Annotated in this window: 19 protein-coding genes and 4 tRNA genes; 17 read left to right on the plus strand and 6 right to left on the minus strand. The window is 67.1% G+C overall.

Annotated elements, in window-relative coordinates:
- Window positions 1–5 precede the first annotated feature (5 nt).
- The 3 genes from ACAM58_RS11915 to ACAM58_RS11925 are packed head-to-tail and all read left to right on the plus strand — an operon-like array spanning window position 6 to window position 2,517.
- Complete coding sequence (locus ACAM58_RS11915; RefSeq protein WP_012747531.1) at window positions 6–1,073, plus strand: branched-chain amino acid ABC transporter permease; 1,068 nt, start codon at window positions 6–8, stop codon at window positions 1,071–1,073.
- Window positions 1,070–1,957, plus strand: coding sequence for an alpha/beta fold hydrolase (locus tag ACAM58_RS11920; protein ID WP_012747532.1), 888 nt, complete (start codon window positions 1,070–1,072; stop codon window positions 1,955–1,957). Before ACAM58_RS11915 ends, ACAM58_RS11920 begins: the two co-directional genes overlap by 4 nt.
- A gap of 53 nt (window positions 1,958–2,010) precedes the next feature.
- Window positions 2,011–2,517, plus strand: coding sequence for a DUF1993 family protein (locus ACAM58_RS11925; RefSeq protein ID WP_012747533.1), 507 nt, complete (start codon window positions 2,011–2,013; stop codon window positions 2,515–2,517).
- On the opposite strand, the gene hemH is transcribed toward ACAM58_RS11925, so the two are convergent.
- Window positions 2,499–3,563, minus strand: coding sequence for a ferrochelatase (hemH, locus tag ACAM58_RS11930; protein ID WP_012747534.1), 1,065 nt, complete (start codon window positions 3,561–3,563; stop codon window positions 2,499–2,501). The genes ACAM58_RS11925 and hemH overlap by 19 nt on opposite strands.
- A gap of 15 nt (window positions 3,564–3,578) precedes the next feature.
- Between hemH and ACAM58_RS11935 the strand changes: the two genes are divergently transcribed.
- On the plus strand, window positions 3,579–4,310 hold the full coding sequence (locus ACAM58_RS11935) for an HAD family hydrolase (protein WP_012747610.1): 732 nt from the start codon (window positions 3,579–3,581) through the stop codon (window positions 4,308–4,310).
- A 1-nt stretch (window position 4,311) separates the two neighbouring features.
- Here ACAM58_RS11935 and ACAM58_RS11940 read toward each other — a convergent pair whose 3' ends face one another.
- The 5 genes from ACAM58_RS11940 to hpnC are packed head-to-tail and all read right to left on the minus strand — an operon-like array spanning window position 4,312 to window position 7,894.
- Window positions 4,312–4,617: an NIPSNAP family protein gene (locus tag ACAM58_RS11940; protein ID WP_012747611.1), complete on the minus strand. Its 306-nt coding sequence runs from the start codon at window positions 4,615–4,617 to the stop codon at window positions 4,312–4,314.
- 28 nt (window positions 4,618–4,645) lie between these two features.
- A complete protein-coding gene (locus ACAM58_RS11945; protein WP_012747612.1) occupies window positions 4,646–4,948 on the minus strand; it encodes a hypothetical protein in 303 nt (100 codons plus the stop codon).
- Window positions 4,945–6,204 (minus strand): hydroxysqualene dehydroxylase HpnE, encoded by a 1,260-nt coding sequence (gene hpnE, locus ACAM58_RS11950; RefSeq protein WP_041945508.1) that lies wholly within the window; start codon window positions 6,202–6,204, stop codon window positions 4,945–4,947. Before hpnE ends, ACAM58_RS11945 begins: the two co-directional genes overlap by 4 nt.
- Window positions 6,201–7,040, minus strand: coding sequence for a presqualene diphosphate synthase HpnD (gene hpnD, locus ACAM58_RS11955; protein ID WP_369664459.1), 840 nt, complete (start codon window positions 7,038–7,040; stop codon window positions 6,201–6,203). The genes hpnE and hpnD overlap by 4 nt, the downstream gene beginning before the upstream one ends.
- Window positions 7,037–7,894: a squalene synthase HpnC gene (gene hpnC / locus ACAM58_RS11960; protein ID WP_012747615.1), complete on the minus strand. Its 858-nt coding sequence runs from the start codon at window positions 7,892–7,894 to the stop codon at window positions 7,037–7,039. Before hpnC ends, hpnD begins: the two co-directional genes overlap by 4 nt.
- A 204-nt stretch (window positions 7,895–8,098) precedes the next feature.
- Here hpnC and ACAM58_RS11965 point away from each other — a divergent pair, with 204 nt between their 5' ends.
- The 13 genes from ACAM58_RS11965 to ACAM58_RS12025 all read left to right on the plus strand — a co-directional run bounded on the left by ACAM58_RS11965 (window position 8,099) and on the right by ACAM58_RS12025 (window position 23,078).
- Window positions 8,099–9,943: a potassium transporter Kup gene (locus ACAM58_RS11965; RefSeq protein ID WP_012747616.1), complete on the plus strand. Its 1,845-nt coding sequence runs from the start codon at window positions 8,099–8,101 to the stop codon at window positions 9,941–9,943.
- A 96-nt stretch (window positions 9,944–10,039) separates the two neighbouring features.
- Window positions 10,040–11,233 (plus strand): efflux RND transporter periplasmic adaptor subunit, encoded by a 1,194-nt coding sequence (locus tag ACAM58_RS11970; protein ID WP_012747617.1) that lies wholly within the window; start codon window positions 10,040–10,042, stop codon window positions 11,231–11,233.
- The gene (locus tag ACAM58_RS11975) at window positions 11,230–14,385 is read left to right on the plus strand and encodes an efflux RND transporter permease subunit (RefSeq protein ID WP_012747618.1); all 3,156 of its coding nucleotides are present in this window, start codon (window positions 11,230–11,232) and stop codon (window positions 14,383–14,385) included. Before ACAM58_RS11970 ends, ACAM58_RS11975 begins: the two co-directional genes overlap by 4 nt.
- A 113-nt stretch (window positions 14,386–14,498) precedes the next feature.
- Window positions 14,499–14,585 (plus strand) — tRNA-Leu (locus tag ACAM58_RS11980).
- Between the two features lie 26 nt (window positions 14,586–14,611).
- On the plus strand, window positions 14,612–15,925 hold the full coding sequence (gene tig, locus ACAM58_RS11985) for a trigger factor (protein ID WP_012747619.1): 1,314 nt from the start codon (window positions 14,612–14,614) through the stop codon (window positions 15,923–15,925).
- Window positions 15,926–16,039: 114 nt separating this feature from the next.
- A complete protein-coding gene (clpP, locus tag ACAM58_RS11990) occupies window positions 16,040–16,648 on the plus strand; it encodes an ATP-dependent Clp endopeptidase proteolytic subunit ClpP (RefSeq protein WP_012747620.1) in 609 nt (202 codons plus the stop codon).
- 122 nt (window positions 16,649–16,770) lie between these two features.
- Entirely contained in the window at window positions 16,771–18,036 is a 1,266-nt protein-coding gene (gene clpX / locus ACAM58_RS11995) for an ATP-dependent Clp protease ATP-binding subunit ClpX (RefSeq protein WP_012747621.1), read from the plus strand.
- Window positions 18,037–18,155: 119 nt separating this feature from the next.
- Window positions 18,156–20,597 carry an endopeptidase La gene (lon, locus tag ACAM58_RS12000; protein WP_012747622.1) on the plus strand — a complete coding sequence of 814 codons (2,442 nt, stop codon included), beginning with the start codon at window positions 18,156–18,158 and terminating at the stop codon, window positions 20,595–20,597.
- A gap of 54 nt (window positions 20,598–20,651) precedes the next feature.
- Window positions 20,652–20,727, plus strand: a tRNA-Gly gene (locus tag ACAM58_RS12005).
- 64 nt (window positions 20,728–20,791) lie between these two features.
- Window positions 20,792–20,865, plus strand: a tRNA-Cys gene (locus tag ACAM58_RS12010).
- 113 nt (window positions 20,866–20,978) lie between these two features.
- A tRNA-Leu gene (locus tag ACAM58_RS12015) sits at window positions 20,979–21,070 on the plus strand.
- A gap of 22 nt (window positions 21,071–21,092) precedes the next feature.
- Window positions 21,093–21,725 (plus strand): DUF6806 family protein, encoded by a 633-nt coding sequence (locus tag ACAM58_RS12020; RefSeq protein ID WP_012747623.1) that lies wholly within the window; start codon window positions 21,093–21,095, stop codon window positions 21,723–21,725.
- Window positions 21,726–21,776: 51 nt separating this feature from the next.
- The gene (locus ACAM58_RS12025) at window positions 21,777–23,078 is read left to right on the plus strand and encodes an MFS transporter (protein WP_012747624.1); all 1,302 of its coding nucleotides are present in this window, start codon (window positions 21,777–21,779) and stop codon (window positions 23,076–23,078) included.
- The last annotated feature ends 2 nt before the right edge of the window (window positions 23,079–23,080 follow it).

Here is a 23,080-nt window from a genome sequence, read left to right on the forward strand (position 1 = left end):
CTGCCATGTTCCTGAAACGACTTCTCTCCAACGACATGCCCCGAAGCCGCCTGCTGGCGCTGCTGCTGGTGGCGCTGTTCATCGCGCTGGCGTTGGCGCCGTTCATCTTCCCGGGCGTGAAGGCGCTCAGCGTGGCGGCCAAGGTCCTGGTGTTCGTGGTGCTGGTCGCGAGCTTCGACCTGCTCCTGGGCTACACCGGCATCGTGAGCTTCGCGCACACCATGTTCTTCGGCATCGGCGCCTATGGCATTGCCATCTCGGCGTCGCGGCTCGGGCCCAATTGGGGCGCGGTGCTGCTCGGGCTCGCGGCATCGCTCGCGGTCTCGCTGGTGCTCTCGTTCGCCATCGGGCTGTTCTCGCTCAGGGTGCGCGCGATCTTCTTCGCGATGATCACGCTGGCGGTGGCCTCGGCCTTCCAGACGCTGGCCTCGCAGCTGTCGGACTTCACCGGCGGCGAGGACGGCCTGACCTTCAAGCTGCCCGAGCTGATCTCGCCGAGCTTCGAGTTCTCCGAAGACCCTTTCCTCGGCGTCTCGCTCGATGGCCGGCTGCTGTGCTACTACCTGCTCTTCGTGGCTGCGGTGGTGCTGGTGCTCGCGCTGCTGCGCATCGTGAATTCGCCCTTCGGCCGCGTGCTGCAGGCCATCCGCGAGAACGAATTCCGCGCCGAGGCCATCGGCTACCGCGTGGTGGTGTACCGCACCACGGCGGCCGTGCTATCGGCACTCTTTGCCACGCTGGCCGGCGCCATGCTCGCGATCTGGCTGCGCTACAACGGGCCCGACACCTCGCTGAGCTTCGAGATCATGATCGACGTGCTGCTGATCGTGGTGATCGGCGGCATGGGCACGATCTACGGCGCGGCCATTGGCGCGGTGCTGTTCGTGGTGGCGCAGAGTTACCTGCAGGACCTGCTGCGCGTGGGCAGCGAGGCCGCGAGCGGGCTGCCATGGCTCGCGGCGTTGTTGTCGCCCGACCGCTGGCTGCTGTGGCTGGGCGTGCTGTTCGTGCTCTCGGTCTATTACTTTCCGACCGGCATCGTCGGCAAGCTTCGGGCGAGGGCCGCGCGATGAGCAGCGATCTTCCGGTTCCGTCTTCCCACTACGCGCAGCTCGCGGACCGCGAGATCCATTGGCTCGACTGGGGCGCACCGGACGCGCCGGTCGTCATTGCCTGGCACGGCCTTGCGCGCACCTGCCGCGACATGGACGAGCTGGCGCAGCACTTTGCCGCGCGCGGCTTCCGCGTGATCTGCCCCGACACCATCGGCCGGGGCCTGAGCCAGTGGAGCCCGCTGCCCGACGAGGAGTACCAGCTCTCGTTCTATGCGCGCATGGCCGGTGCGCTGTGCGACGAGTTGCGGCTGGACCGCGTGCATTGGGTCGGCACCTCGATGGGCGGCGCCATCGGCACGGTCTGCGCGTCGGGCCTGTTCGAGCCGCGCATGAAGGCGCGCATTGCGAGCCTCACGCTCAACGACAACGCGCCGCAGCTCGCGCAGGCGGCCATCGAGCGCATCCGCGCCTATGCCGGCGAGCCGCCCGCCTTCGGCACGGTGGCCGAGCTGGAGGCGTTCTTCCGCACGGTCTACAAGCCCTATGGCTGGCTCAGCGATGCGCAGTGGCGCCGCCTGACCGAAAGCTCCACGCGCCGCCTGCCCGACGGCCGCGTGACGCCGCATTACGACCCGGCGATGGTCCGGCAGTTCAGCGCGCACGACAACGACTACCTGATCTGGCCGCACTACGACGTGATCGAGGCGCCGGTGCTGTGCCTGCGCGGTGCCGAGTCGGACCTGGTGCTGCCCGAGGTGACACAGCAGATGCAGCAGCGGGGGCCGGGCGCCGCCGGACTGCTGAAGGTGGTCGAAATCCAGGGGTGCGGCCACGCACCCGCGCTCAACGTGCCCGAACAACTGCAGCTGATCGAAGGGTTTATCCGGTCCGCCGGCCGCTAGGCGCGCGTCGGCGAGACAATCGCCGCCGATTTCCAACCACAAGGATCCACGCCATGGCGCTTTCGATGTACGACCTTTCCGTGCCGGTCTTCTCCCGCGGACTCGGCCAGCTGACCCACCTGCTCGAGAAGAGCCTGGCGCACGCCAGGGCCAACGACATCGATCCGGCCACGCTGGTGGACGCGAGGCTGGCACCGGACATGCTCACGCTGGCCGGCCAGATCCAGCGCGCGAGCGATGCCGCGAAGCTCGGCGTGGCGCGCATCGCGGGCATCACGGCGCCGAGCTTTCCCGACGAGGAAAAGACCTACGACGATCTGCTGGCCCGCATCGCGAAGACGCAGGAGTTCCTCGCGACCGTGGAACGCACGCTGGTCGATGGCCAGGAGGAGCGCGCCGTGACCATCAAGACGCGCGAGGGCGAGGCGCATTTCACCGCGCAGCGCTACCTGCTGCAGTTCGCGCTGCCCAACTTCTTCTTCCATGTGACCACCGCCTACGACGTGCTGCGCCACAAGGGCATGCCGATCGGCAAGATGGACTATCTGGGCAAGCTCTGAGCGCTGGCGGCGGGCCGGGTGGGCCAGCCCGCCAGGTTGCGCTCGGCAATGCCCCCCAGCGCGGTGATCCATGCCGGGCTGTCATTGAGGCAGGGGATGTAGCTGAAGGTCTGGCCGCCCGCATGCAGGAAGGCTTCACGGCCCTCCATGGCAATTTCTTCGAGCGTCTCGAGGCAGTCGGCCGGAAAGCCTGGGCAGACCACGTCGACACGCTTCACGCCGCTTGCGCCGAGCTCGCGCAGGGTCGGCTCGGTGTAGGGCTCGAGCCACTTGGCGCGGCCGAAACGCGACTGGAAGGTGACGCGGTATCCCGTCGCCGCAAGGCCCAGCCGCGCCGCGAGCAGGCGCGCGGTTTCGAGGCACTGGGCCTGGTAGGGATCGCCAAGCGCGATGTTGCGCACCGGAATGCCGTGGAAGCTCATCAGCAGCAGCTCGCCGCGGCCCTCGCGCTTCCAGTGCGCTTCGATGCCGAGTGCCAGTGCCTCGATGTAGGCCGGATCGTCGTGGTACTGGTTGACGAAGCGGAACTCCGGGATGCGGCGCTGGCCGCGGCCCCAGTCGTTCACCGCATCGATCACGCTGGCCGTGGTGGTGGCCGAATACTGTGGATAGGCCTGCAGCACCAGCACGCGCGTGGCGCCTTCGGCCTGCAGCGCATCGAGCCGCGAAGCGATCGACGGGCTGGCGTAGCGCATGGCGTCCTGCACCGCCACGCGGTGGCCGCGCTCGCCGAGCCAGCCGGCGAGCAGCGTGGCCTGCTTGCGGGTCCACACCTTCAGCGGCGAACCCTCGGCCATCCAGATGCTCGCGTACTTGGCGGCCGATTTGGCGGGCCGCACGCGCAGGATGATGCCGTGCAGGATCAGCGCCCAGAGCAGCCTGGGAATCTCGACCACGCGCGGATCGCCGAGAAACTCCGCCAGGTAGGGCCGCACGGCGGCCGCGGTCGGGGCATCGGGCGAGCCCAGGTTGCACCAGAGGATGGCGGTGCGTTCGATGGCGCGCTGGGGGTCGATGGAACCGCGGTTCCCGTTGTCTTGAGGCATGCGATATTCTCGGGCATGACCTCCGCTTCCACGGCGCCGGCAAGCGCCGCGCCCCTCGACATCAAGCGCATCTCGGCGATCTCGCTCGACCTGGACGACACCCTCTGGCCGATCTGGCCGACCATCGAGCGCGCCGAGACCGTGCTGCAGCAATGGCTGCTGCGCGAGGCACCCAAGACCGCCTCGCTGCTGCTGACGCCGGGCGTCTTGCGCGAGCTGCGCGAAGCCACCGCCAAGGAGCGCTCCGACCTGGCGCACGACCTGAGTGCGTTGCGCCGCGAGTCGATCCGCGCGGCACTCAGGCACGCGGGCGAAGACCCGGCGCTGGCCGATCCGGCCTTCGATGCCTTCTTTGCCGAACGCCAGCGCGTGACGCTCTACGAAGACGCGCTGCCGGCCCTCAAGTGGCTCAGCGAGCGCTATCCGCTGGTGGCGGTGTCGAACGGCAATGCGGACATCCACCAGACCGGCGTCGGCCGATGGTTCCGCACCGCGTTCAACGCGCGCGCCTTCGGCAGCGGCAAGCCGCATGCGCCGATCTTCCGCGCCGCGGCCGCATCGGTCGGCCTGTTGCCCAAGGACGTGCTGCACGTGGGCGACGACGCCGAGCTCGACGTGGTCGGCGCGCTCAACGCCGGCATGCAGGCGGCCTGGCTGGTGCGCGACGAGCGCCCGTGGGTGCATGGCGCGCGGCCCCAGCTGATCGTGCCGAACCTGCACGCGCTGTGCGTGGCGCTCGGCGCCTGAACTACGAAAAGACCGGCCGGAAGAAGCTGCGCTCGTAGCTCAGGATGCACCGGGTGTCCTCGGCGTACCTGAAGGCAGCCTGGCAGTCGGCGTCCTGCATCGAATCGGCGCGGTACTGCTCGTAGGCGGCCAGGCTCGGAAAGCTGAACATCGCGAGCGCCACGTTGTTCGCGCCTTCCGACGGCAGGAAGTAGCCATGGTGCTGGCCGCCGAACTTCTCGACCAGCGGAATCCACAGCTTGCCGTAGTGCTCGAATTCCTTGAGCTTGTAGGGATCGACGATGTAGCGCAGGTAGCAGGTGACCATGGTTCTTTCCGTGGGAACAGGGAAGGCCTCAGTCCAGGCCGAAGTGCGCGCGCAGCGCGGCGCAGAAATCTGGCGTGCCGCTGAGCGAGAAGGTCACCGTGTCCAGCTCCGGCGCCTCGCGGGTCTGCTGCAGGTCGAAGTCCCAGGCCGCCCCGTCGTCGAGCGCGCCGCGCGCATCGGGAAAGGTGGCATCGGCCCAGGCCAGCACCTGGGCGATCTCGGCCAGCACTTCGTGCGTTCTTGCAGGCGCGGTCGAGGCCATGGCATCGAAGGTGCCGTGGCCCTCGGTGTCTTCGCTGTAGTCGAAATCCAGGTAGCGCAGTTCGGTCATGGTGTTGTCGATGCCTTGGCGGCAGCCAGTCCGCTCAGGACCGCGCCTTCGAGTGTCGCAGGGTAGGGGCCTTCGGTGTAGTCGCCGCAGGCGTGCAGGCCGGGTGCGATGCGCATCGGCGGCCGTGCGAGCGCAGGCGTGCAGGCGAAGGTGGCGCGCTTTTCGACCACGGTCTGCACGATGTGCAGCGCCGCCTGGCCGAGCTGCACGGCGGCTTGCGCAAGCGCCTGCTGCTCCAGCGTTTCGCGCGGCGTCTCGTTCGCGCTCACCACCATGGCGAGCACGCCTTCGGGTCCGCCGAGCTGGCCGCGATCGAACACGAACTGGGCCGGCGCGGTGGCGGGATGGCTGCGCAGCGCCAGCATCGGCTCCGCAAGCGGCGAGGCGCCGCGCACATAGACCGTGGCAATGGCCTCGAAGCGCAGCGCCTCGGTGCTTTCGCACCAGCGCTGCGCCGCCGCGCCGGACGCGCGCACGAGCCGAGCCGCGTCCCAGGGCGCACACGCCAGAACGACGTGGTCGAAGCGCTCGCCGTCGACTCGCCATGCCGCGCCCTCGGGCGAGATGGCGTGCACGCGCGTGCCGATGCGCAGCGTTGCGTCGTGCTGCGCAAGCCACGCCAGGGCCGCGTCGGGAAAGAGCGCGCCCAGGTCGACGCGCGGCAGCAGCAGGTCCGCGCCGCCGCTGCCGCTGAAGAGGGCGTCGTGCAGCACGCGCAGGAACACCTCGCCGCTCGACTGGTCGACCGGCGTGTTGAGGGCGGACACGCACAGCGGCTCGATCAGCTCCTCCATCACGCGCGGCGTGAGGCCGGTGCAGAGCGCGGCCACGGTGGTGCCGGCGGCGCAGCGGAATCCGGTGAGGCGCCATTGCACGGCGGTGCGCAGCAGCGTGGACTTGTCCCGCCACGTCCAGCCACGCGCCGTGAAGATGCCGGCCAGCAGGTCGAGCGGTGCAGGCAGCCGCGGCAGCTTCAGGCCGCCGCCATCGGCAAAGCGCAGCGAGAGCGGCAGCCGCAGCAGCGCCTGGCCGGCATCGATGCCCACTTCGCGCATCAGCCTGAGCGTTGCGGCGTAGGCGCCGATCAGGATGTGCTGCCCGTTGTCGAGCACCAGCCCGTGCATGTGGTCGACCCGCCGCGCGCGCCCGCCCGCCATGTGCGCCGCTTCATAAAGCGTCACGGCATGGCCGAGCCGCGTGGCTTCGACGGCGCAGGCGAGGCCGGCCCAGCCGGCACCCACGATGGCTGTTCTCAAATGCGCCCCAAGGCTTGAACCTTCCACGCCAGCCAGAACTTGCGCACCGGCGTCAGGCTCACGCGCTGGTTCAGCACCTGGAAGTTGTCGCGCTCGATCTCGCGCAGCAGCGTGCGGTAGATGCTGGCCATCATGAGGCCGGGCTTCTGGGCGCGGCGGTCGGGGGCGGGCAGCAGGGCGAGGGCTTCGTCGTATGCCGCATGCGCGCGCTCGGCCTGGAACTTCATGAGCGCGACGAAGCGCTCCGAATGCACGCGGTTCAGGATCTCGTGCGCCTTGACGTCGAATTTCTGCAGTTCGTTCACGGGCAGGTAGATGCGGCCGCGCAGCGCGTCCTCGCCAACGTCGCGAATGATGTTGGTGAGCTGCAGCGCCAGCCCGAGCTTGTGCGCATAGGCGGTGGTCTGCGGGTCGGTCTGGCCGAAGATGCGCGCAGCGACTCGTCCCACCACGCCGGCCACCAGGTGGCAGTAGCGCGCGAGGCCGGGAAAGTCGAGGTAGCGGGTCTGCTCGAGGTCCATCTGGCAGCCGTCGATCACCTCGTTGAGCTGGGCGGGCTCGATGCCGTAGGTGGCGGCATGCGGCACCAGCGCCTGCATCACGGGGTGGCGCGGCGGTCCCGCAAAGGACTGCGCCACCTCGGTGCGCCACCAGGCGAGCTTGGTCGCGGCCACGCCGGGGTCGCTGACCTCGTCGACCACGTCGTCGATCTCGCGGCAGAAGGCATAGAAGGCCGTGATCGCGGCGCGCCGCGGCTTGGGAAGGAACAGAAAGGCGTAATAGAAACTGCTGCCCGAGGCGGCGGCCTTGTCCTGTACGTATTGCTCGGGAGTCATCGGAGGGGCGCTTTCATGGGCCGCAATTGTCTCCGCATCCGAAGGGCGCGCCAGGCCAGCAGCGGAGCGTCGGCCTTGCCTATTTTCGGGCGCTGCGAAAAGGTGTCGAAGCCCAGGTCCTCGATCTTGTCGAGAATGCGCAAACCGCCCTGCACGACGAAGCGCAGCTCCCAGCCGGCGCGGCCCGGCAGGCGATGGACCAGCGGCGCGCCTTCGGCCATCAGCTCCCGCGCCCAGGCGCTTTCGACGGCGATCAGGTTGATGGCTTCCTGCGGCGGCGGCGCGCCGGCCAGCGGCATGAAGACCTTGAAGCTCTCGCGCGTGAGGCCGCGCCGTGCGCAATCGGCCAGCGGCGGGTAGAAGCGGCCGCGCGGCAGGTCCACGCTCGGGTCCTGCCAGAAATTGATGAGTTGCAGCGCGCTGCAGATGGCGTCGCTTTGCGCCAGCGCCTGCGCATCGTTCACGCCATACAGATGCAGCAGCAGGCGGCCGACCGGGTTGGCGGAGCGGCGGCAGTAGTCGAGCAGTTCGGCGCGGTCGGCGTAGGTTCCGCCGTCGCGGGTCTTCTCGATGTCCTGCATGAAGGCGCTCAGCAGGTCGGCGAGCAGTTGTTCGGGAAGCTTGAACTGCGCGATGCTGTGTGCGAGCGGGCCGAACACCTGGGGCCAGCGCGAGGAGGGCGCCACCTCTCCGTGCGCGGCGGCTGCCAGCTCCTCGCGGTAGGCGCGAAGATCGGCCAGCCGCTGGCCGGGCGAGGCGTCGCCTTCATCCGCGATGTCGTCCGCGGTGCGCGCGAAATGGTAGATCGCGGCAATCGGCGGCCGCAGATGCGGCGGGCACAGCCAGGAGGCCACGGGGAAATTCTCGTAATGCGCCGGCGGCGCGGCAATATGGGGTGGTGCAGGCACGCCGCGATTGTCCGCGACACGCGGCGCGGACTATGCTCGCGGCGTCGCCAACATCTCACTTCCTTCTCATTCATGAATGCACCCACGCAGGCTCCCGCCGTCCCGAGTCCAGCGCCAGGCGAGGCGCCACATGCGGCGGGGCCGGGCCTGATGATCGCGGCGCTGGGGGTGGTTTTCGGCGACATCGGCACCTCGCCGCTCTACGCCTTCAAGGAAACGCTCAATCCCGAGCACGGCGTGGCGTTCACGCCCGATGCGGTGCTGGGCCTGCTCTCGCTGATCTTCTGGGGCCTGATGTTCGTGGTCACGCTCAAGTACGTGGTGTTCGTGCTGCGCGCCGACCACGACGGCGAAGGCGGCATCCTGGCGCTGCAGGCGCTCGCGCGCAATGCGGTGGCGGGCCCGCGGACCCGGCCCTGGGTGTTGAACGTCATTGCGGGGCTCGGCCTGGTCGGCGCGGCCATGTTCTATGGCGACAGCCTGATCACGCCGGCCATCTCGGTGCTGTCGGCGGTTGAGGGGCTGGAGGTGCAGGCGCCGGTGCTGCAGCGCGTGGTGATCCCGATCACCATCCTGATCCTGCTCGGGCTCTTCGCGGTGCAGCGCAAGGGCACCGGCGCGGTGGGCAAGGTGTTCGGGCCCGTCATGCTGCTGTGGTTCCTGGTGCTGGCCCTGGCGGGCGGCTGGCAGGTGCTGCAGCATCCGCAGGTGCTGGCGGGGCTCGATCCGCGCCGGGCTGTCGCTTTCCTGGCCGAGCACCGGCTGCAGTCGCTGGCGGTGCTGGGCGCGGTCTTTCTTGCCTTTACCGGCGGCGAGGCGCTGTATGCCGACATGGGCCATTTCGGCGCGCGCTCGATCCGCCTCGCCTGGCTCTTCATCGCGCTGCCCGGGCTGGTGCTGAACTACTTCGGCCAGGGCGCGCTGGTGCTGGCGCAGCCGGCGGCGGTCGACAACCCCTTCTTCCGGCTCTTTCCTCCATGGGGCGTGGTGCCGATGGTGGTGCTGGCCGCGATGGCGACCGTCATCGCGTCCCAGGCCGTGATCTCGGGCGCGTTCTCGCTCACCGCCCACGCCATGCGCATGGGCTACCTGCCGCGCATGCGCGTGGTGCAGACCTCGGGCTCGGCCATCGGCCAGATCTACGTGCCGGTCGTCAACTGGATGCTGATGACGGGCGTGCTGCTGCTGGTGCTGGGCTTTCGCAGCTCGGGGGCGCTGTCGGCGGCCTACGGCATCGCGGTGTCGATCACGATGGTGACCACCACGCTGCTGGCGGGCGTCGTGGCCTGGGGGCTGTGGCGGTGGAACAGGGTGGCAGTGGTCGTGGGGGTGGTGGCTTTCGCCGCCGTGGACCTGGCCTTCGTGCTTGCCAACAGCCTCAAGATCGCCGAAGGGGGTTGGCTCACGCTGGCGGTGGCGGCGGCCGTGATGCTGCTGTTCACCACCTGGGCCAAGGGGCGCCGGCTGGGCCTGGAGGCGGCCGCGGCCGAAAGCCTGCCGCTCAAGTCCTTCGTCGAATCGCTGGCGCTCCACATGCCGCACCGCGTGCGCGGCACGGCCGTATTCCTGAACGCCGATGCCACCGCCGTGCCCCACGCGCTGCTGCACAACCTCAAGCACAACCAGGTGCTGCACGAGCAGGTGATCGTGCTGCGGGTGCTGGCCTGCGACACGCCGCGCGTGGACGCGCGGCAGCGCATCGAGGCCGAGCAGCTGATGGACGGCATCTGGGTGGTCACGGCGCGCCACGGCTTCATGGAGCGGCCCGACGTGCCCGAGTTCATCCGCATCCTGGCCTACCAGAAGACGCTGGCCATCGATTCGATGACCACCTCCTACTTCGTCTCGCGCGCCTCGGTGGGGGAGGAGCACCTGCCCGGCATGAACCCCGTGCGCCGCGCGCTCTTCGGCTGGCTGCAGCGCAACGCGGGCCGGGCGTCCGACTATTTCGAGCTGCCGGACAACCGGCTGGTCGAAATGGGGCAGAGGACCTGACAACCCCCGAATCTCGATTGACAGTCCCTGAGGTTTACCCTAAATTACTAACCAGTGGGTCAGTAATGACCGGGTTCGACCTTTCTAGGGTGTCTCATGACTGCCTCCTCCGGCTTTTCTCCTCTTGCCCGCAGTGCCGCCTGGCTGCTGCTTCCCGCCTTGTTCCTGGCCGGCTGTTCGCAGTCGAAGCCGGCCGAGGAACCTGTGCGCGCGGTCAAGCTGGTGACTGTGGGCACCAGCGATTTCGACGCCCAGCCCGAGTTCTCGGCCGAAGTCCGGGCGCGCGTCGAATCGCGGCTGGGCTTCCGCGTGGCGGGCAAGATCACCAAGCGCCAGGCCGAGCTCGGCCAGCACGTGCAGGCCGGCCAGGTGCTGGCGCAGCTCGATCCGCAGGACTACCGGCTGGCCGCTGAAGCGGCGCGCGCGCAGCTGGCGGCGGCCCAGACCAACCGCGATCTCGCGGCAGCCGATCTCAAGCGCTATACCGAACTGCGTACGCAGAACTTCATCAGCGGCGCCGAGCTGGAGCGCCGCGAATCCACCTGGAAGGCCGCGCAGGCGCAGCTCGAGCAGGCGCAGGCCCAGCTCTCGTCGCAGGGCAACCAGGCCAGCTACACCACGCTGGTGGCCGACGTGGCCGGCGTCATCACCGCCATCGAGGCCGAGCCCGGCCAGGTGGTGCAGGCGGGCACGCCCGTCGTGCGCATTGCGCAGGACGGCGCGCGCGACGTGGTGTTTGCGGTGCCCGAAGACCGCGCCGCGCTGATCAAGCCCGGCTCGCCGGTCACGGTGCGCGGCTGGTCGGGCGGCAGCGAGCTGCAAGGCCAGGTGCGCGAGGTGGCGGCCAGCGCCGACGCGGTCACGCGCACCTATGCGGTCAAGGTGGCGATCGATGCCGCCACCTCGCCGGCGCTCGGCGCCACCGTGTATGCCCGCCCGCAGGCGCTGGCACGCACCGGCGGCGCGGTCATGAAGCTGCCGACCAGCGCCTTGCGCCAGGAAGGCAAGGGCACGGCGGTTTGGGTGCTCGACAAGTCGACCATGACGGTGCGCTCACAGCCCGTGCAGGTGGCCACGGCCGACGGCAACGAGGCCGTGATCGGCGCCGGCCTCGCGCCCGGCATGATGGTCGTGGCGGCGGGCGTGCACGTGCTCTCGCCGGGGCAGAAGGTCACCATCTACCAGTCGAAGGAGGCTGCCGCGGCGGCCGCCAACGCGAAGGAATCGGCGCAGCCGGTCGAGGCCGTGGCGGCCTCGAAGAAGGAGATCGCTGCAGGTGCTTCCAAATGACGGAAGGCGCAGCAACCACCGCCAAGCCCGCCGGCTTCAATCTTTCCAAATGGGCGCTGGACCACGCGCCGCTCACGCGCTACCTGATGGTGGTGCTGATGGTGCTGGGCGCCTTCGCGTACTTCCAGCTCGGCCAGGACGAAGACCCGCCGTTCACCTTCCGTGCCATGGTGGTTCGCACCTTCTGGCCCGGCGCCACTGCCCAGCAGGTGGCCGAGCAGGTCACCGACAAGCTCGAGCGCACGCTGCAGGAGGCACCGTACGCCGACAAGATCCGCAGCTATTCGAAGCCGGGCGAGTCGCAGATCATTTTCCAGATCAAGGACTCGTCCAAGGCCGCCGACGTGGCCAATGTCTGGTACACGGTGCGCAAGAAGGTCGGCGACATGCGCAACACGCTGCCGCCGGGCGTGCAGGGGCCGTTCTTCAATGACGATTTCGGCGACGTCTATGGCGTGATCTACGCGCTGGAGAGCGAAGGCTTCAGCCAGGCCGAGCTCAAGACCCTGGCCGACGAGGTGCGCCAGCAGCTGCTGCGCGTGAAGGACGTGGCCAAGGTCGACCAGTTCGGCGTGCAGGACCAGAAGGTCTACATCGAGATCTCCCAGAAGCGCGTCGCGCAGCTGGGGTTGGACTTCAACGCGGTGCTGGCCCAGCTCGGCTCGCAGAACGCGATCGAGAGCGCAGGCACGATCCAGTCGCCGCTCGACGTGGTGCAGGTGCGCGTGGGCGGGCAGTTCACCAACGTCGAGCAGCTGCGCGAGATGCCGATCCGCGGCAGCTCGGGCAACCAGCTCAGGCTCGGCGACATCGCCGAGATCCACCGCGGCTACATCGATCCGCCGGCCGTGAAGGTGCACCACCAGGGCAAGGAAGTCGTCGCGCTCGGCGTTTCCATGGCCAAGGGCGGCGACATCATCGCGCTGGGCAAGGCGCTGCGCGCCACCACCGCGGAGATCGACCAGCGCCTGCCGGCCGGCGTGAAGCTCGCGCAGGTGCAGGACCAGCCGGTGTCGGTGTCCAGCTCGGTCAACGAATTCGTCGGCGTGCTGATCGAGGCGGTGGCGATCGTGCTGGCCGTGAGCATCATCTCGCTGGGCCTGCACAAGGGCGGGCGATTCGGCTGGTACATCGACATCCGGCCGGGGCTGGTGGTGGCCATCACGATCCCGCTGGTGCTGGCCGTGACCTTCCTGTCCATGAACTATTTCGGCATCGGGCTGCACAAGATATCGCTGGGGTCGCTGATCATCGCGCTCGGCCTCCTGGTGGACGACGCGATCATCGCGGTCGAGATGATGGTGCGGAAGATGGAGGAGGGCTACGACAAGGTGCGCGCCGCCACCTTCGCCTACGACGTCACGGCCAAGCCCATGCTGACCGGCACGCTCATCACGGCCGCGGGCTTCCTGCCGATCGGCATCGCCAAGTCGGTCACGGGCGAATACACCTTCGCTATCTTCGCGGTAACGGTGATCGCGCTGGTGCTGTCGTGGATCGTCTCGGTGTACTTCGTGCCCTACCTGGGCACGCTGCTGCTCAAGGTCAAGCCGCACGACCCCGATGCGCCGCCGCACGAGCTGTTCGACACGCCGTTCTACAACAACTTCCGCCGCGCGGTGAACTGGTGCGTGCAGCACCGGTGGCTGACCATCGGTGCCACGGTGCTGATCTTCGCGCTCGGCATCTTCGGCATGGGCAAGGTGCAGCAACAGTTCTTCCCGGATTCGAGCCGGCCGGAGATCATGGTGGACATCTGGTTCCCCGAAGGCACCTCGTTCGCGGCCAACGAAGAAGTCGCCAAGCGCGTCGAGCAGCGCATCATGAAGGAAGAGGGCGTGAAGACCGTCAGCACCTGGATCGGCTCCGGCGTGCCGCGCTTCTACCTGCCGCTGGATCAGGTCTTTCCGCAGACCAACGTCTCGCAGCTCATCGTGCTGGCCAAGGACCTGAAGGTGCGGGAGACCCTGCGCATCAAGCTGCCCGCGCTCTTGGCGCAGGAATTTCCCGAAGTGCGCGGCCGTGTGAAGCTGCTGCCCAACGGGCCGCCGGTGCCGTATCCGGTGCAGTTCCGCGTGATCGGCACCGACCCCGCCCAGCTGCGCGCGCATGCCGACGAGGTCAAGGCCGTGCTGCGCGAGAACGCCAACATGCGCGGCGTGAACGACAACTGGAACGAATCGGTCAAGGTGATCCGCCTGGAGGTCGACCAGGCCAAGGCGCGCGCGCTCGGCGTCACCAGCCAGGCGATCGCCCAGGCGTCCAAGACCATGTTCTCCGGCACCACCGTGGGCCAGTACCGCGAGAACGACCTGCTGATCGACATCGTGCTGCGCCAGTCGGCCGACGAGCGCGAGGCCATCTCGGACATCGGCAACGCCTACCTGCCCACCACCTCGGGCCGTTCGATTCCGCTGACCCAGATCGCCCGGCCGGTGTTCAGCTGGGAACCCGGCGTGATGTGGCGCGAGAACCGCGACTACGCCATCACGGTGCAGGGCGACGTGGTCGAAGGCCTGCAGGGCGCCACGGTGACCGAGCAGCTGCTGCCGAAGCTGCGCCAGCTCGAGGCCGGCTGGCACGCAGCCGGCGAGGGCGGCTACCGCATCGAGGTGGCGGGCGCGGTCGAGGAAAGCAGCAAGGGCTCGGCGTCCATCGTGGCGGGCGTGCCGATCATGCTGTTCCTGGTGTTCACGCTCCTGATGCTGCAGCTGCACAGCTTCAGCCGCTCGCTGCTGGTGTTCATCACCGGCCCGATGGGCATCGCCGGCGTGGCCGGTGCGCTGCTGCTGCTGAACCGTCCGTTCGGCTTCGTGGCGCTGCTGGGCGTGATCGCGCTGATGGGCATGATCCAGCGCAACGCGGTGATCCTGATCGACCAGATCGAGAGCGACCGCGAGGCCGGCGTGCCGGCCTGGGATGCGATCGTGGAATCGGCCGTGCGGCGCCTGCGGCCGATCGTGCTGACGGCGGCCGCGGCGGTGCTGGCGATGATTCCGCTCTCCCGCAGCGTGTTCTGGGGGCCGATGGCCGTGGCCATCATGGGCGGGCTGATCGTGGCGACCGTATTGACCCTGCTGGCGCTGCCGGCAATGTACGCCGCCGCCTTCCGCGTCAAGCGGGAGCCGAAAGAGCTCCCGATTAGCGCTTAAAATACGCGGTTGACCGATTTCAGGCGGACGGTCTTTGGGCGGCAGGCATCCGGCAATCGGGGGTCCGCGGCACCAGGGCCGTCCGCCTTTGCATTCACCTGAAAAATTGGCAAGCGCGGGTGGCGAAATTGGTAGACGCACCAGGTTTAGGTCCTGACGTTCGCAAGAACGTGCCGGTTCGAGTCCGGCCCCGCGCACCAGCCACACCCCTCACAAGGAAGACACCATGACCGTGACCGTTGAAACTCTCGAGAAGCTCGAACGCAAGATCACGCTGACCCTGCCGGTCGGCACCATCCAGTCCGAAGTCGATTCGCGCCTCAAGAAGCTCGCGCGCACCGTCAAGATGGATGGCTTCCGTCCCGGCAAGGTGCCCATGAACGTCGTGGCCCAGCGCTACGGCTACTCGGTGCACTACGAAGTCATGAACGACAAGGTCGGCGAAGCCTTCTCGCAGGCCGCCAACGAAGCCAAGCTGCGCGTGGCCGGCCAGCCCCGCATCACCGAGAAGGAAGAGTCGCCCGAAGGCCAGCTCGCCTTCGACGCGGTCTTCGAAGTGTTCCCCGAAGTCAAGATCAACGACCTGTCGAACGCCGAAGTCGAGAAGCTCTCGGCCGAAGTGGGCGAGGACGCCATCGACAAGACGCTGGACATCCTGCGCAAGCAGCGCCGCACCTTCGCGCAGCGCGCCCAGGACGCCGTGGCCCAGGACGACGACCGCGTGACGGTCGATTTCGAAGGCAAGATCGACGGCGAGCCCTTCCCGGGCGGCAAGGCCGAAGACTTCCAGTTCATCGTCGGCGAAGGCCAGATGCTCAAGGAATTCGAAGACGCCGTGCGCGGCATGAAGGCCGGCGACAGCCGCACCTTCCCGCTCTCGTTCCCGGCCGACTACCACGGCAAGGACGTGGCCGGCAAGCAGGCCGACTTCATGGTCACCGTGAAGAAGATCGAAGCCTCGCACCTGCCCGAAGTCAACGAACAGCTCGCCAAGTCGCTCGGCATTGCCGAAGCCACGGTCGAGGGCCTGCGCGCCGACATCAAGAAGAACCTCGAGCGCGAAGTGAAGTTCCGCCTGCTGGCGCGCAACAAGAACGCCGTGATGGACACCCTGGTGGCCAACGCCGAGCTCGACCTGCCCAACGCGAGCGTGCAGTCCGAAGTCAACCGCATGGTCGAAGGCGCCCGCGCCGAGCTCAAGCAGCGCGGCATCAAGGATGCCGACAAGGCACCGATCCCCGACGAAGTGTTCCGTCCCCAAGCAGAGCGCCGCGTGCGCCTGGGCCTCGTGGTGGCCGAGCTGGTGCGCGCCAACAACCTGCAGGCCAAGCCCGAGCAGATCAAGGCCCACATCGACGAGCTGGCCGCCAGCTACGAAAAGCCGGCCGACGTGGTGCGCTGGTACTTCAGCGACAACAACCGCCTGGCCGAAGTCGAAGCCGTGGTCATCGAGAACAACGTGACCGATTTCGTGCTCGGCAAGGCCAAGGTCAAGGAAAAGTCGGTGTCGTTCGACGAGCTGATGGCGCAACAAGGCTGATCCACTGCCGCCCGCGACGCCAATGGGGCTTGTGCTTTGCGGCACGAGCCCCATTTCACTCAGGCGTACAGTAAATTCGAACAGCGAACGAACCCTTTTCCGGAGAGCAATTCAATGAGCGCACAGGAAATCAAAGGCCTCGGCATGATCCCGATGGTCATCGAGCAGTCGGGCCGCGGCGAGCGGTCCTACGACATCTATTCGCGCCTCCTCAAGGAGCGCATCATTTTCCTGGTGGGCGAGGTGAACGACCAGACCGCCAACCTCGTGGTGGCGCAGCTGCTGTTCCTCGAGAGCGAGAACCCGGACAAGGACATTTCGTTCTACATCAACTCCCCGGGCGGCAGCGTGAGCGCCGGCATGGCCATCTACGACACCATGCAGTTCATCAAGCCAGACGTTTCCACCATGTGCATCGGCTTTGCGGCCAGCATGGGCGCCTTCCTGCTGGCGGCCGGAGAAAAGGGCAAGCGCTTCTCGCTGCCCAATTCGAAGATCATGATCCACCAGGTGCTCGGCGGCGCGCGCGGCCAGGCCACGGACATCGAGATCCACGCCCGCGACATCCTGCGCACCAAGGACCAGATGAACCGCATCCTGGCCGAACGCACGGGCCAGCCGCTCGAAAAAGTCAAGTCGGACACCGAACGCGACTATTTCCTCACGGCCGACGAAGCCAAGGACTACGGCCTGGTGGACCAGGTCATTGCGAAGCGCAGCTGAGGCATTGAGCCCCTGCCGCGGCGCCGGCGGCGCCAAAAAGGCAAAAACCGGCGTTTTCCACACGGGAAACGCCGTTTTTGTTTAGTTATCATTGTCCCCACCCCTTTACGAGGCACCTGTCCATGGCCGAAAAAAAAGGCTCCTCCAGCGAAAAAACGCTTTATTGCTCGTTCTGCGGCAAGAGCCAGCATGAGGTCAAGAAGCTGATCGCGGGCCCTTCGGTCTTCATTTGCGACGAGTGCATCGACCTTTGCAACGAAATCATCCGCGACGAGCTCCCGGCCGGTGAAGAGGCGCGCGAGGCGCGCAGCGACCTGCCCACGCCGCTGGAAATCAAGACCAACCTCGACAACTACGTGATCGGCCAGGAGCCGGCCAAGCGCATGCTGTCGGTGGCGGTCTACAACCACTACAAGCGCCTGCGCCACAAGGAAAAGGCCAAGGGCGACGACGTCGAGCTCAGCAAGAGCAACATCCTCCTGATCGGCCCCACGGGCTCGGGCAAGACGCTGCTCGCGCAAACGCTCGCGCGCATGCTCGACGTGCCCTTCGTGATGGCCGACGCCACCACGCTGACCGAAGCCGGCTACGTGGGCGAGGACGTCGAGAACATCATCCAGAAGCTGCTGCAAAGCTGCAACTACGAAGTCGAGCGCGCCCAGCGCGGCATCGTCTACATCGACGAGATCGACAAGATCTCGCGCAAGTCGGACAACCCGTCCATCACGCGCGACGTGTCGGGGGAGGGCGTGCAGCAGGCGCTGCTCAAGCTCATCGAAGGCACCATGGCCAGCGTGCCGCCACAGGGCGGGCGCAAGCACCCGAACCAGGACTTCCTGCAGATCGACACGACCAACATCCTGTTCATCTGCGGCGGCGCCTTTGCCGGCCTCGAGAAGGTCATCGAGAACCGCACCGAGGCCTCGGGCATCGGCTTCGGCGCCTCGGTCAAGAGCAAGGCGCAGCGCAGCATCACCGAGGTGTTCCGCGAGGTCGAGCCCGAAGACCTGATCAAGTTCGGCCTGATCCCCGAACTGGTGGGCCGCATGCCCGTGGTCGCCTCGCTGGCCGAGCTCAGCGAAGACGCGCTGGTGCAGATCCTGACCGAGCCCAAGAACGCCGTGGTCAAGCAGTTCACCAAGCTGCTGCAGATGGAAGGCGTCGACCTGGAGATCCGTCCCGCGGCGCTCAAGGCCATTGCACGCAAGGCGCTGGCCCGCAAGACCGGCGCGCGGGGCCTGCGTTCGATCCTCGAACAGTCGCTGATCGACACCATGTTCGAGCTGCCGAATGCCACCAACGTCGACAAGGTTGTGGTCGAGGAATCCACAATTGATGAAAACAAGCCGCCGCTGCTCGTGTACCGCGAAGCGGCCAAGAAGGCCTGAGTGAACGCGGCGCCGGCACTTTCCAGCAAGGCGTCCGGCGCCTTCGACAAAGACCGGGTGCACGGGCTTGAAATGCCCGAACACCCATCCATCTTTGCCTGATCAATCAAAGGATATTCATGTCCGGTCATACCCCCCTGCCTGCCGACGCGATCGACCTGCCGCTGCTGCCGCTGCGCGACGTGGTCGTGTTCCCTCACATGGTGATCCCGCTGTTCGTGGGTCGCCCCAAGAGCATCAAGGCGCTCGAACTGGCCATGGAGGCCGAGCGCCGCATCATGCTGGTGGCCCAGAAGGCCGCCGCCAAGGACGAGCCCTCGGTCGAGGACATGTTCGAGGTGGGTTGCGTCTCGACCATCCTGCAGATGCTCAAGCTGCCTGACGGCACCGTGAAGGTGCTGGTCGAAGGCCAGCAGCGCGCCCGCGTGAACCGCATCGACGACGGCGAGACCCACTTCTCGGCCAACGTGACGCCCGTCGAGGCGGCCGCGAGCAGCGAGAAGGGCACCGAGGTCGAGGCGCTGCGCCGTGCCGTGATGCAGCAGTTCGACCAGTACGTCAAGCTCAACAAGAAGATCCCGCCCGAGATCCTCACGTCGATCTCCAGCATCGACGATCCGGGCCGCCTGGCCGACACCATCGCCGCGCACCTGCCGCTCAAGCTCGACAACAAGCAGGCCGTGCTCGACCTGGACGACGTCAAGTCGCGCCTGGAGAACCTGTTCGGCCAGCTCGAGCGCGAGGTCGACATCCTCAACGTCGACAAGAAGATCCGCGGCCGCGTGAAGCGCCAGATGGAAAAGAACCAGCGCGACTTCTATCTCAACGAGCAGGTCAAGGCGATCCAGAAGGAGCTCGGCGAAGGCGAAGAGGGCGCGGACATCGAGGAGATCGAGAAGAAGATCAAGCTCGCCAAGATGCCCAAGGAAGCGCTCAAGAAGGCCGAGGGCGAGCTCAAGAAGCTCAAGCTGATGTCGCCCATGTCGGCCGAGGCCACCGTGGTGCGCAACTACATCGACGTGCTGGTCGGCCTGCCCTGGAGCAAGAAGACCAAGATCAAGCACGACCTGGCCAATGCCGAGGCGGTGCTCAATGCCGACCACTACGGCCTGGAGAAGGTCAAGGACCGCATCCTCGAATATCTCGCGGTGCAGCAGCGCGTCGACAAGGTCAAGGCGCCCATCCTGTGCCTCGTGGGCCCGCCCGGCGTGGGCAAGACCTCGCTCGGGCAGTCGATCGCCAAGGCGACCGGCCGCAAGTACACCCGCATGGCGCTGGGCGGCATGCGCGACGAGGCCGAGATCCGCGGCCACCGCCGCACCTACATCGGCGCACTGCCGGGCAAGGTGCTGCAGGGGCTGAGCAAGATCGGCACGCGCAATCCGCTGTTCCTGCTCGACGAAATCGACAAGCTGGGCACCGACTTCCGCGGCGACCCGTCGAGTGCGCTGCTCGAGGTGCTCGACCCCGAGCAGAACCACACCTTCGGCGACCACTACGTCGAGGTCGACTTCGACCTGTCCGACGTGATGTTCGTCGCCACCTCGAACTCGATGAACATCCCGCCGGCGCTGCTCGACCGGATGGAAGTCATCCGCCTCTCGGGCTACACCGAGGACGAGAAGACCAACATCGCGATCAAGTACCTGCTGCCCAAGCAGATGAAGAACAACGGCGTCAAGGAAGACGAACTGCTCGTCACCGAAGAGGCCGTGCGCGGCATCGTGCGCTACTACACGCGCGAAGCCGGTGTGCGTTCGCTCGAGCGCGAGCTTTCCAAGATCTGCCGCAAGGTGGTCAAGGGCCTGCTGCTCAAGCAGATGACGCCCAAGGTCACGGTGGATGGCTCCAACCTCAACGACTTCCTGGGCGTGCGCAAGTACAGCTTCGGACTGGCCGAGAAGCAGAACCAGGTGGGCCAGGTGGTCGGCCTGGCCTGGACCGAGGTGGGCGGCGACCTGCTCACCATCGAGGCGGTCACCATGCCCGGCAAGGGCGTGATCAGCCGCACCGGATCGCTGGGCGACGTGATGAAGGAATCGGTCGAGGCCGCGCGCACCGTGGTGCGCAGCCGCTCGCGCCGCCTGGGCATCAAGGACGAGGTGTTCGAGAAGCGCGACATCCACATCCACGTGCCCGATGGCGCAACGCCCAAGGACGGCCCGAGCGCGGGTGCGGCCATGACCACGGCCTTCGTGTCGGCGCTCACGGGCATTCCCGTGCGTGCAGACGTTGCCATGACGGGCGAGATCACGCTGCGCGGCGAGGTCACGGCCATCGGCGGCCTGAAGGAAAAGCTGCTGGCCGCATTGCGCGGCGGCATCAAGACCGTGTTGATTCCCGAGGAAAACGCGAAGGACCTGCAGGACATTCCCGAGAACGTGAAGAACGGCCTCGAGATCGTGCCCGTGAAGTGGATCGACAAGGTCCTGGAGATCGCGCTCGAGAAGATGCCCGAGCCGCTGTCGGACGAGGAGGTTGCCGCCTCCGCGGCCGCCGTGGCCGAGCTGGCCAAGCAACGTGCGGGCACGCCGGCTTCAGAGGGTTCCGTCAAACATTGATCGGCAGAACTTGCCGAGCCCCGAAAAAATGTTCTATAATTCAAGGCTCGAAACGCGGGAATAGCTCAGTTGGTAGAGCGCAACCTTGCCAAGGTTGAGGTCGAGAGTTCGAGACTCTTTTCCCGCTCCAGTTTTGAAAAAGGGAAGCACTGCTTCCCTTTTTTTCGCGAATTCGATTTCGTTTTCAGCAGCGTGGCGCGATAGCAAAGCGGTTATGCAACGGATTGCAAATCCGTCTAGCCCGGTTCGACTCCGGGTCGCGCCTCCACCTTCTCCCTCTCTGATCAAGCTCGATCCGCCCTCCACCGAAAAAAACCAGCCCCGCCAACCTGCGTTGCCGGGGCCCGTTTCGTTTGGGTTATCGTCGATGTTCAACCCGAGGCCCGGATGGTGAAATTGGTAGACACATCGGACTTAAAATCCGCCGCTTCCTTAATCGGGGCATACGGGTTCGACCCCCGTTCCGGGCACCACATTTAGACAAGGGAGCACTCCATGCCTCGTTACAACGCTCCATTTGAAATCCATGTGCACGGCGACGTGCCCTTGCGCTCCGACGTCGGCTTCGACCAGATCCAGGAAGCGCTCAAGCCGCTGTGGGCCTACGCAGGCGCCAAGTCGCTGGCCGACGGCGCGACCAGCACCTACGAAGAAGAACCCGGCATCCGCTTCGAGCAGAAGGACCACATGCTCCAGATCTGCTGGACGGTGCCGGGCGACGAAGACTTTCGCCAGGCGCTCGACGAGATGTGCATGGCCCTGAACGAACTGTCCGAGCGCGGCGCCGCCATCGAGGTCACCTTCTACGACACCGACTTCGACGAAGAAGAGGGCGACCCCGACGAAGAGTCGCGCGACGATTTCCTGATGCTGTTCGTCGGCCCCAACCCGGCCGCGATCATGCAGGTGCAGCGCGACCTGCTGGTGGAAGACGTCGTCAACCTGATGGAGCGCCACTTCGATGGCGCCGAGCTCGGCGGCGTGGTGTCCGAGATCGACCGCCTTTTCAGCGACCGCTTCGATGCGCTCGTGAATTCGCTCGAGATCGGCAAGCGCCCGCGGGGCACGGGCGGCAGTGGCAGCGGCGGTGGGCATGGCGGCGGCCGCCGCCCGCGCCACCTGCACTGATCCGATCGGGCCAAGGCTGCGTCCGGCGCCCGGTCGATCATCCGTCGCCGCATGGCGCTGTTTCCGTCATCTGCCCTGAACGCCGGCGTGCGCAAGCGCGAGGTGTTCGGCTGGGCCATGTACGACTTTGCGAATTCCGGCTACACCACGGTCGTCATCACGGCCGTGTTTGCCGCCTACTTCGTGGGCGGCATCGCCAAGGGGGCGCCGTGGGCCGCATTCGCCTGGACTGCGGCGCTCAGCGCGTCCTATGCCGTCGTCATGCTTTCGATGCCCGCGATCGGCGCCTGGGCCGACCGGCGTGCCGCCAAGAAGCGCGTGCTCGCCGTGGCGACGCTGGGCTGCGTACTTGCCACGGCGGCGCTCGCATTCACGCCGAGGTTCTCGGGGGCCATGGGCGTTGCGGTTGCGATGGCGCTGATCATCGTCTCCAACACCTTCTATTCCTACGGCGAGTCGCTGACCGGCGCCTTCCTGCCTGAACTCGCGACCGCCGAGGGCATGGGCAAGGTCAGCGGATGGGGCTGGAGCTTCGGCTACGTCGGCGGCATGCTGGCGCTCGGGCTGTGCCTGGCCTACGTGCTGTCGGCCCAGGCCAAAGGCCTGCCTGCATCGCATTTCGTCCCGGTCACGATGCTGATCACCGCGGCCATCTACGGCGCAGCCGCCTGCGCCACCTTCGCGCTCCTGCCCGAGCGTGCGCAGCCCCGTGCGGCCGGCAGCGCAGTGGGCGCATGGCAGCAATTGCGCGCCACCTTCGGGCAGGCCCGCGCCTACCGCGATTTCATGCAGCTGCTGGTCTGCACCGTCTGCTACCAGGGCGGCGTGGCAGTGGCCATCACGCTCGCCGCCATCTATGCCGAGCAGGTCATCGGCTTCGTGGCGAGCGAGACCATGGTGCTGATCTTCGTGCTCAACATCGCGGCCGCTGTCGGCGCCTTCGGCTTCGGCTACGTGCAGGACCGCATCGGCCACAAGATCTCGCTGGCCGGCACGCTGGTGGCCTGGATCGCGGTCTGCGTGATTGCCGCGATGGCGACCACCAAGGGCACCTTCTGGTGGGCCGCCGCCATTGCAGGGCTTGCGATGGGCTCGAGCCAGTCGGCCGGCCGCGCGATGACGGGCTTCCTGGCGCCGCCGCGGCAGCTTGCGGAGTTCTTCGGGCTCTGGACCTTTGCCACGCGGCTCGCGGGCATCATCGGTCCGCTGATGTTCGGCGCCATCACCTGGGCCGCGGGCGGCAACCAGCGCATTGCGATTCTCTCGACCGCGGCGCTGTTCATTGCGGGGCTGCTGCTGTTGCTGCCGATCGACATGGCGCGCGGCAGGGCGGCCGCGCTGCGCGGCGCCTGAAC

The sequence above is a fragment of the Variovorax sp. V116 genome, from assembly GCF_041154435.1.
GTDB classification, from domain to species: Bacteria; Pseudomonadota; Gammaproteobacteria; order Burkholderiales; family Burkholderiaceae_C; genus Variovorax; species Variovorax paradoxus.

Bases quoted from the DNA above. Each gene is read 5' to 3' on its own strand.
- ACAM58_RS11915 (WP_012747531.1), top strand. From the start codon at position 6: ATGTTCCTGAAACGACTTCTCTCCAACGACATGCCCCGAAGCCGCCTG.
- ACAM58_RS11920 (WP_012747532.1), top strand. From the start codon at position 1,070: ATGAGCAGCGATCTTCCGGTTCCGTCTTCCCACTACGCGCAGCTCGCG.
- ACAM58_RS11925 (WP_012747533.1), top strand. From the start codon at position 2,011: ATGGCGCTTTCGATGTACGACCTTTCCGTGCCGGTCTTCTCCCGCGGA.
- hemH (WP_012747534.1), bottom strand. From the start codon at position 3,563: ATGCCTCAAGACAACGGGAACCGCGGTTCCATCGACCCCCAGCGCGCC.
- ACAM58_RS11935 (WP_012747610.1), top strand. From the start codon at position 3,579: ATGACCTCCGCTTCCACGGCGCCGGCAAGCGCCGCGCCCCTCGACATC.
- ACAM58_RS11940 (WP_012747611.1), bottom strand. From the start codon at position 4,617: ATGGTCACCTGCTACCTGCGCTACATCGTCGATCCCTACAAGCTCAAG.
- ACAM58_RS11945 (WP_012747612.1), bottom strand. From the start codon at position 4,948: ATGACCGAACTGCGCTACCTGGATTTCGACTACAGCGAAGACACCGAG.
- hpnD (WP_369664459.1), bottom strand. From the start codon at position 7,040: ATGACTCCCGAGCAATACGTACAGGACAAGGCCGCCGCCTCGGGCAGC.
- ACAM58_RS11965 (WP_012747616.1), top strand. From the start codon at position 8,099: ATGATCGCGGCGCTGGGGGTGGTTTTCGGCGACATCGGCACCTCGCCG.
- ACAM58_RS11970 (WP_012747617.1), top strand. From the start codon at position 10,040: ATGACTGCCTCCTCCGGCTTTTCTCCTCTTGCCCGCAGTGCCGCCTGG.
- ACAM58_RS11975 (WP_012747618.1), top strand. From the start codon at position 11,230: ATGACGGAAGGCGCAGCAACCACCGCCAAGCCCGCCGGCTTCAATCTT.
- tig (WP_012747619.1), top strand. From the start codon at position 14,612: ATGACCGTGACCGTTGAAACTCTCGAGAAGCTCGAACGCAAGATCACG.
- clpP (WP_012747620.1), top strand. From the start codon at position 16,040: ATGAGCGCACAGGAAATCAAAGGCCTCGGCATGATCCCGATGGTCATC.
- clpX (WP_012747621.1), top strand. From the start codon at position 16,771: ATGGCCGAAAAAAAAGGCTCCTCCAGCGAAAAAACGCTTTATTGCTCG.
- lon (WP_012747622.1), top strand. From the start codon at position 18,156: ATGTCCGGTCATACCCCCCTGCCTGCCGACGCGATCGACCTGCCGCTG.
- ACAM58_RS12020 (WP_012747623.1), top strand. From the start codon at position 21,093: ATGCCTCGTTACAACGCTCCATTTGAAATCCATGTGCACGGCGACGTG.
- ACAM58_RS12025 (WP_012747624.1), top strand. From the start codon at position 21,777: ATGGCGCTGTTTCCGTCATCTGCCCTGAACGCCGGCGTGCGCAAGCGC.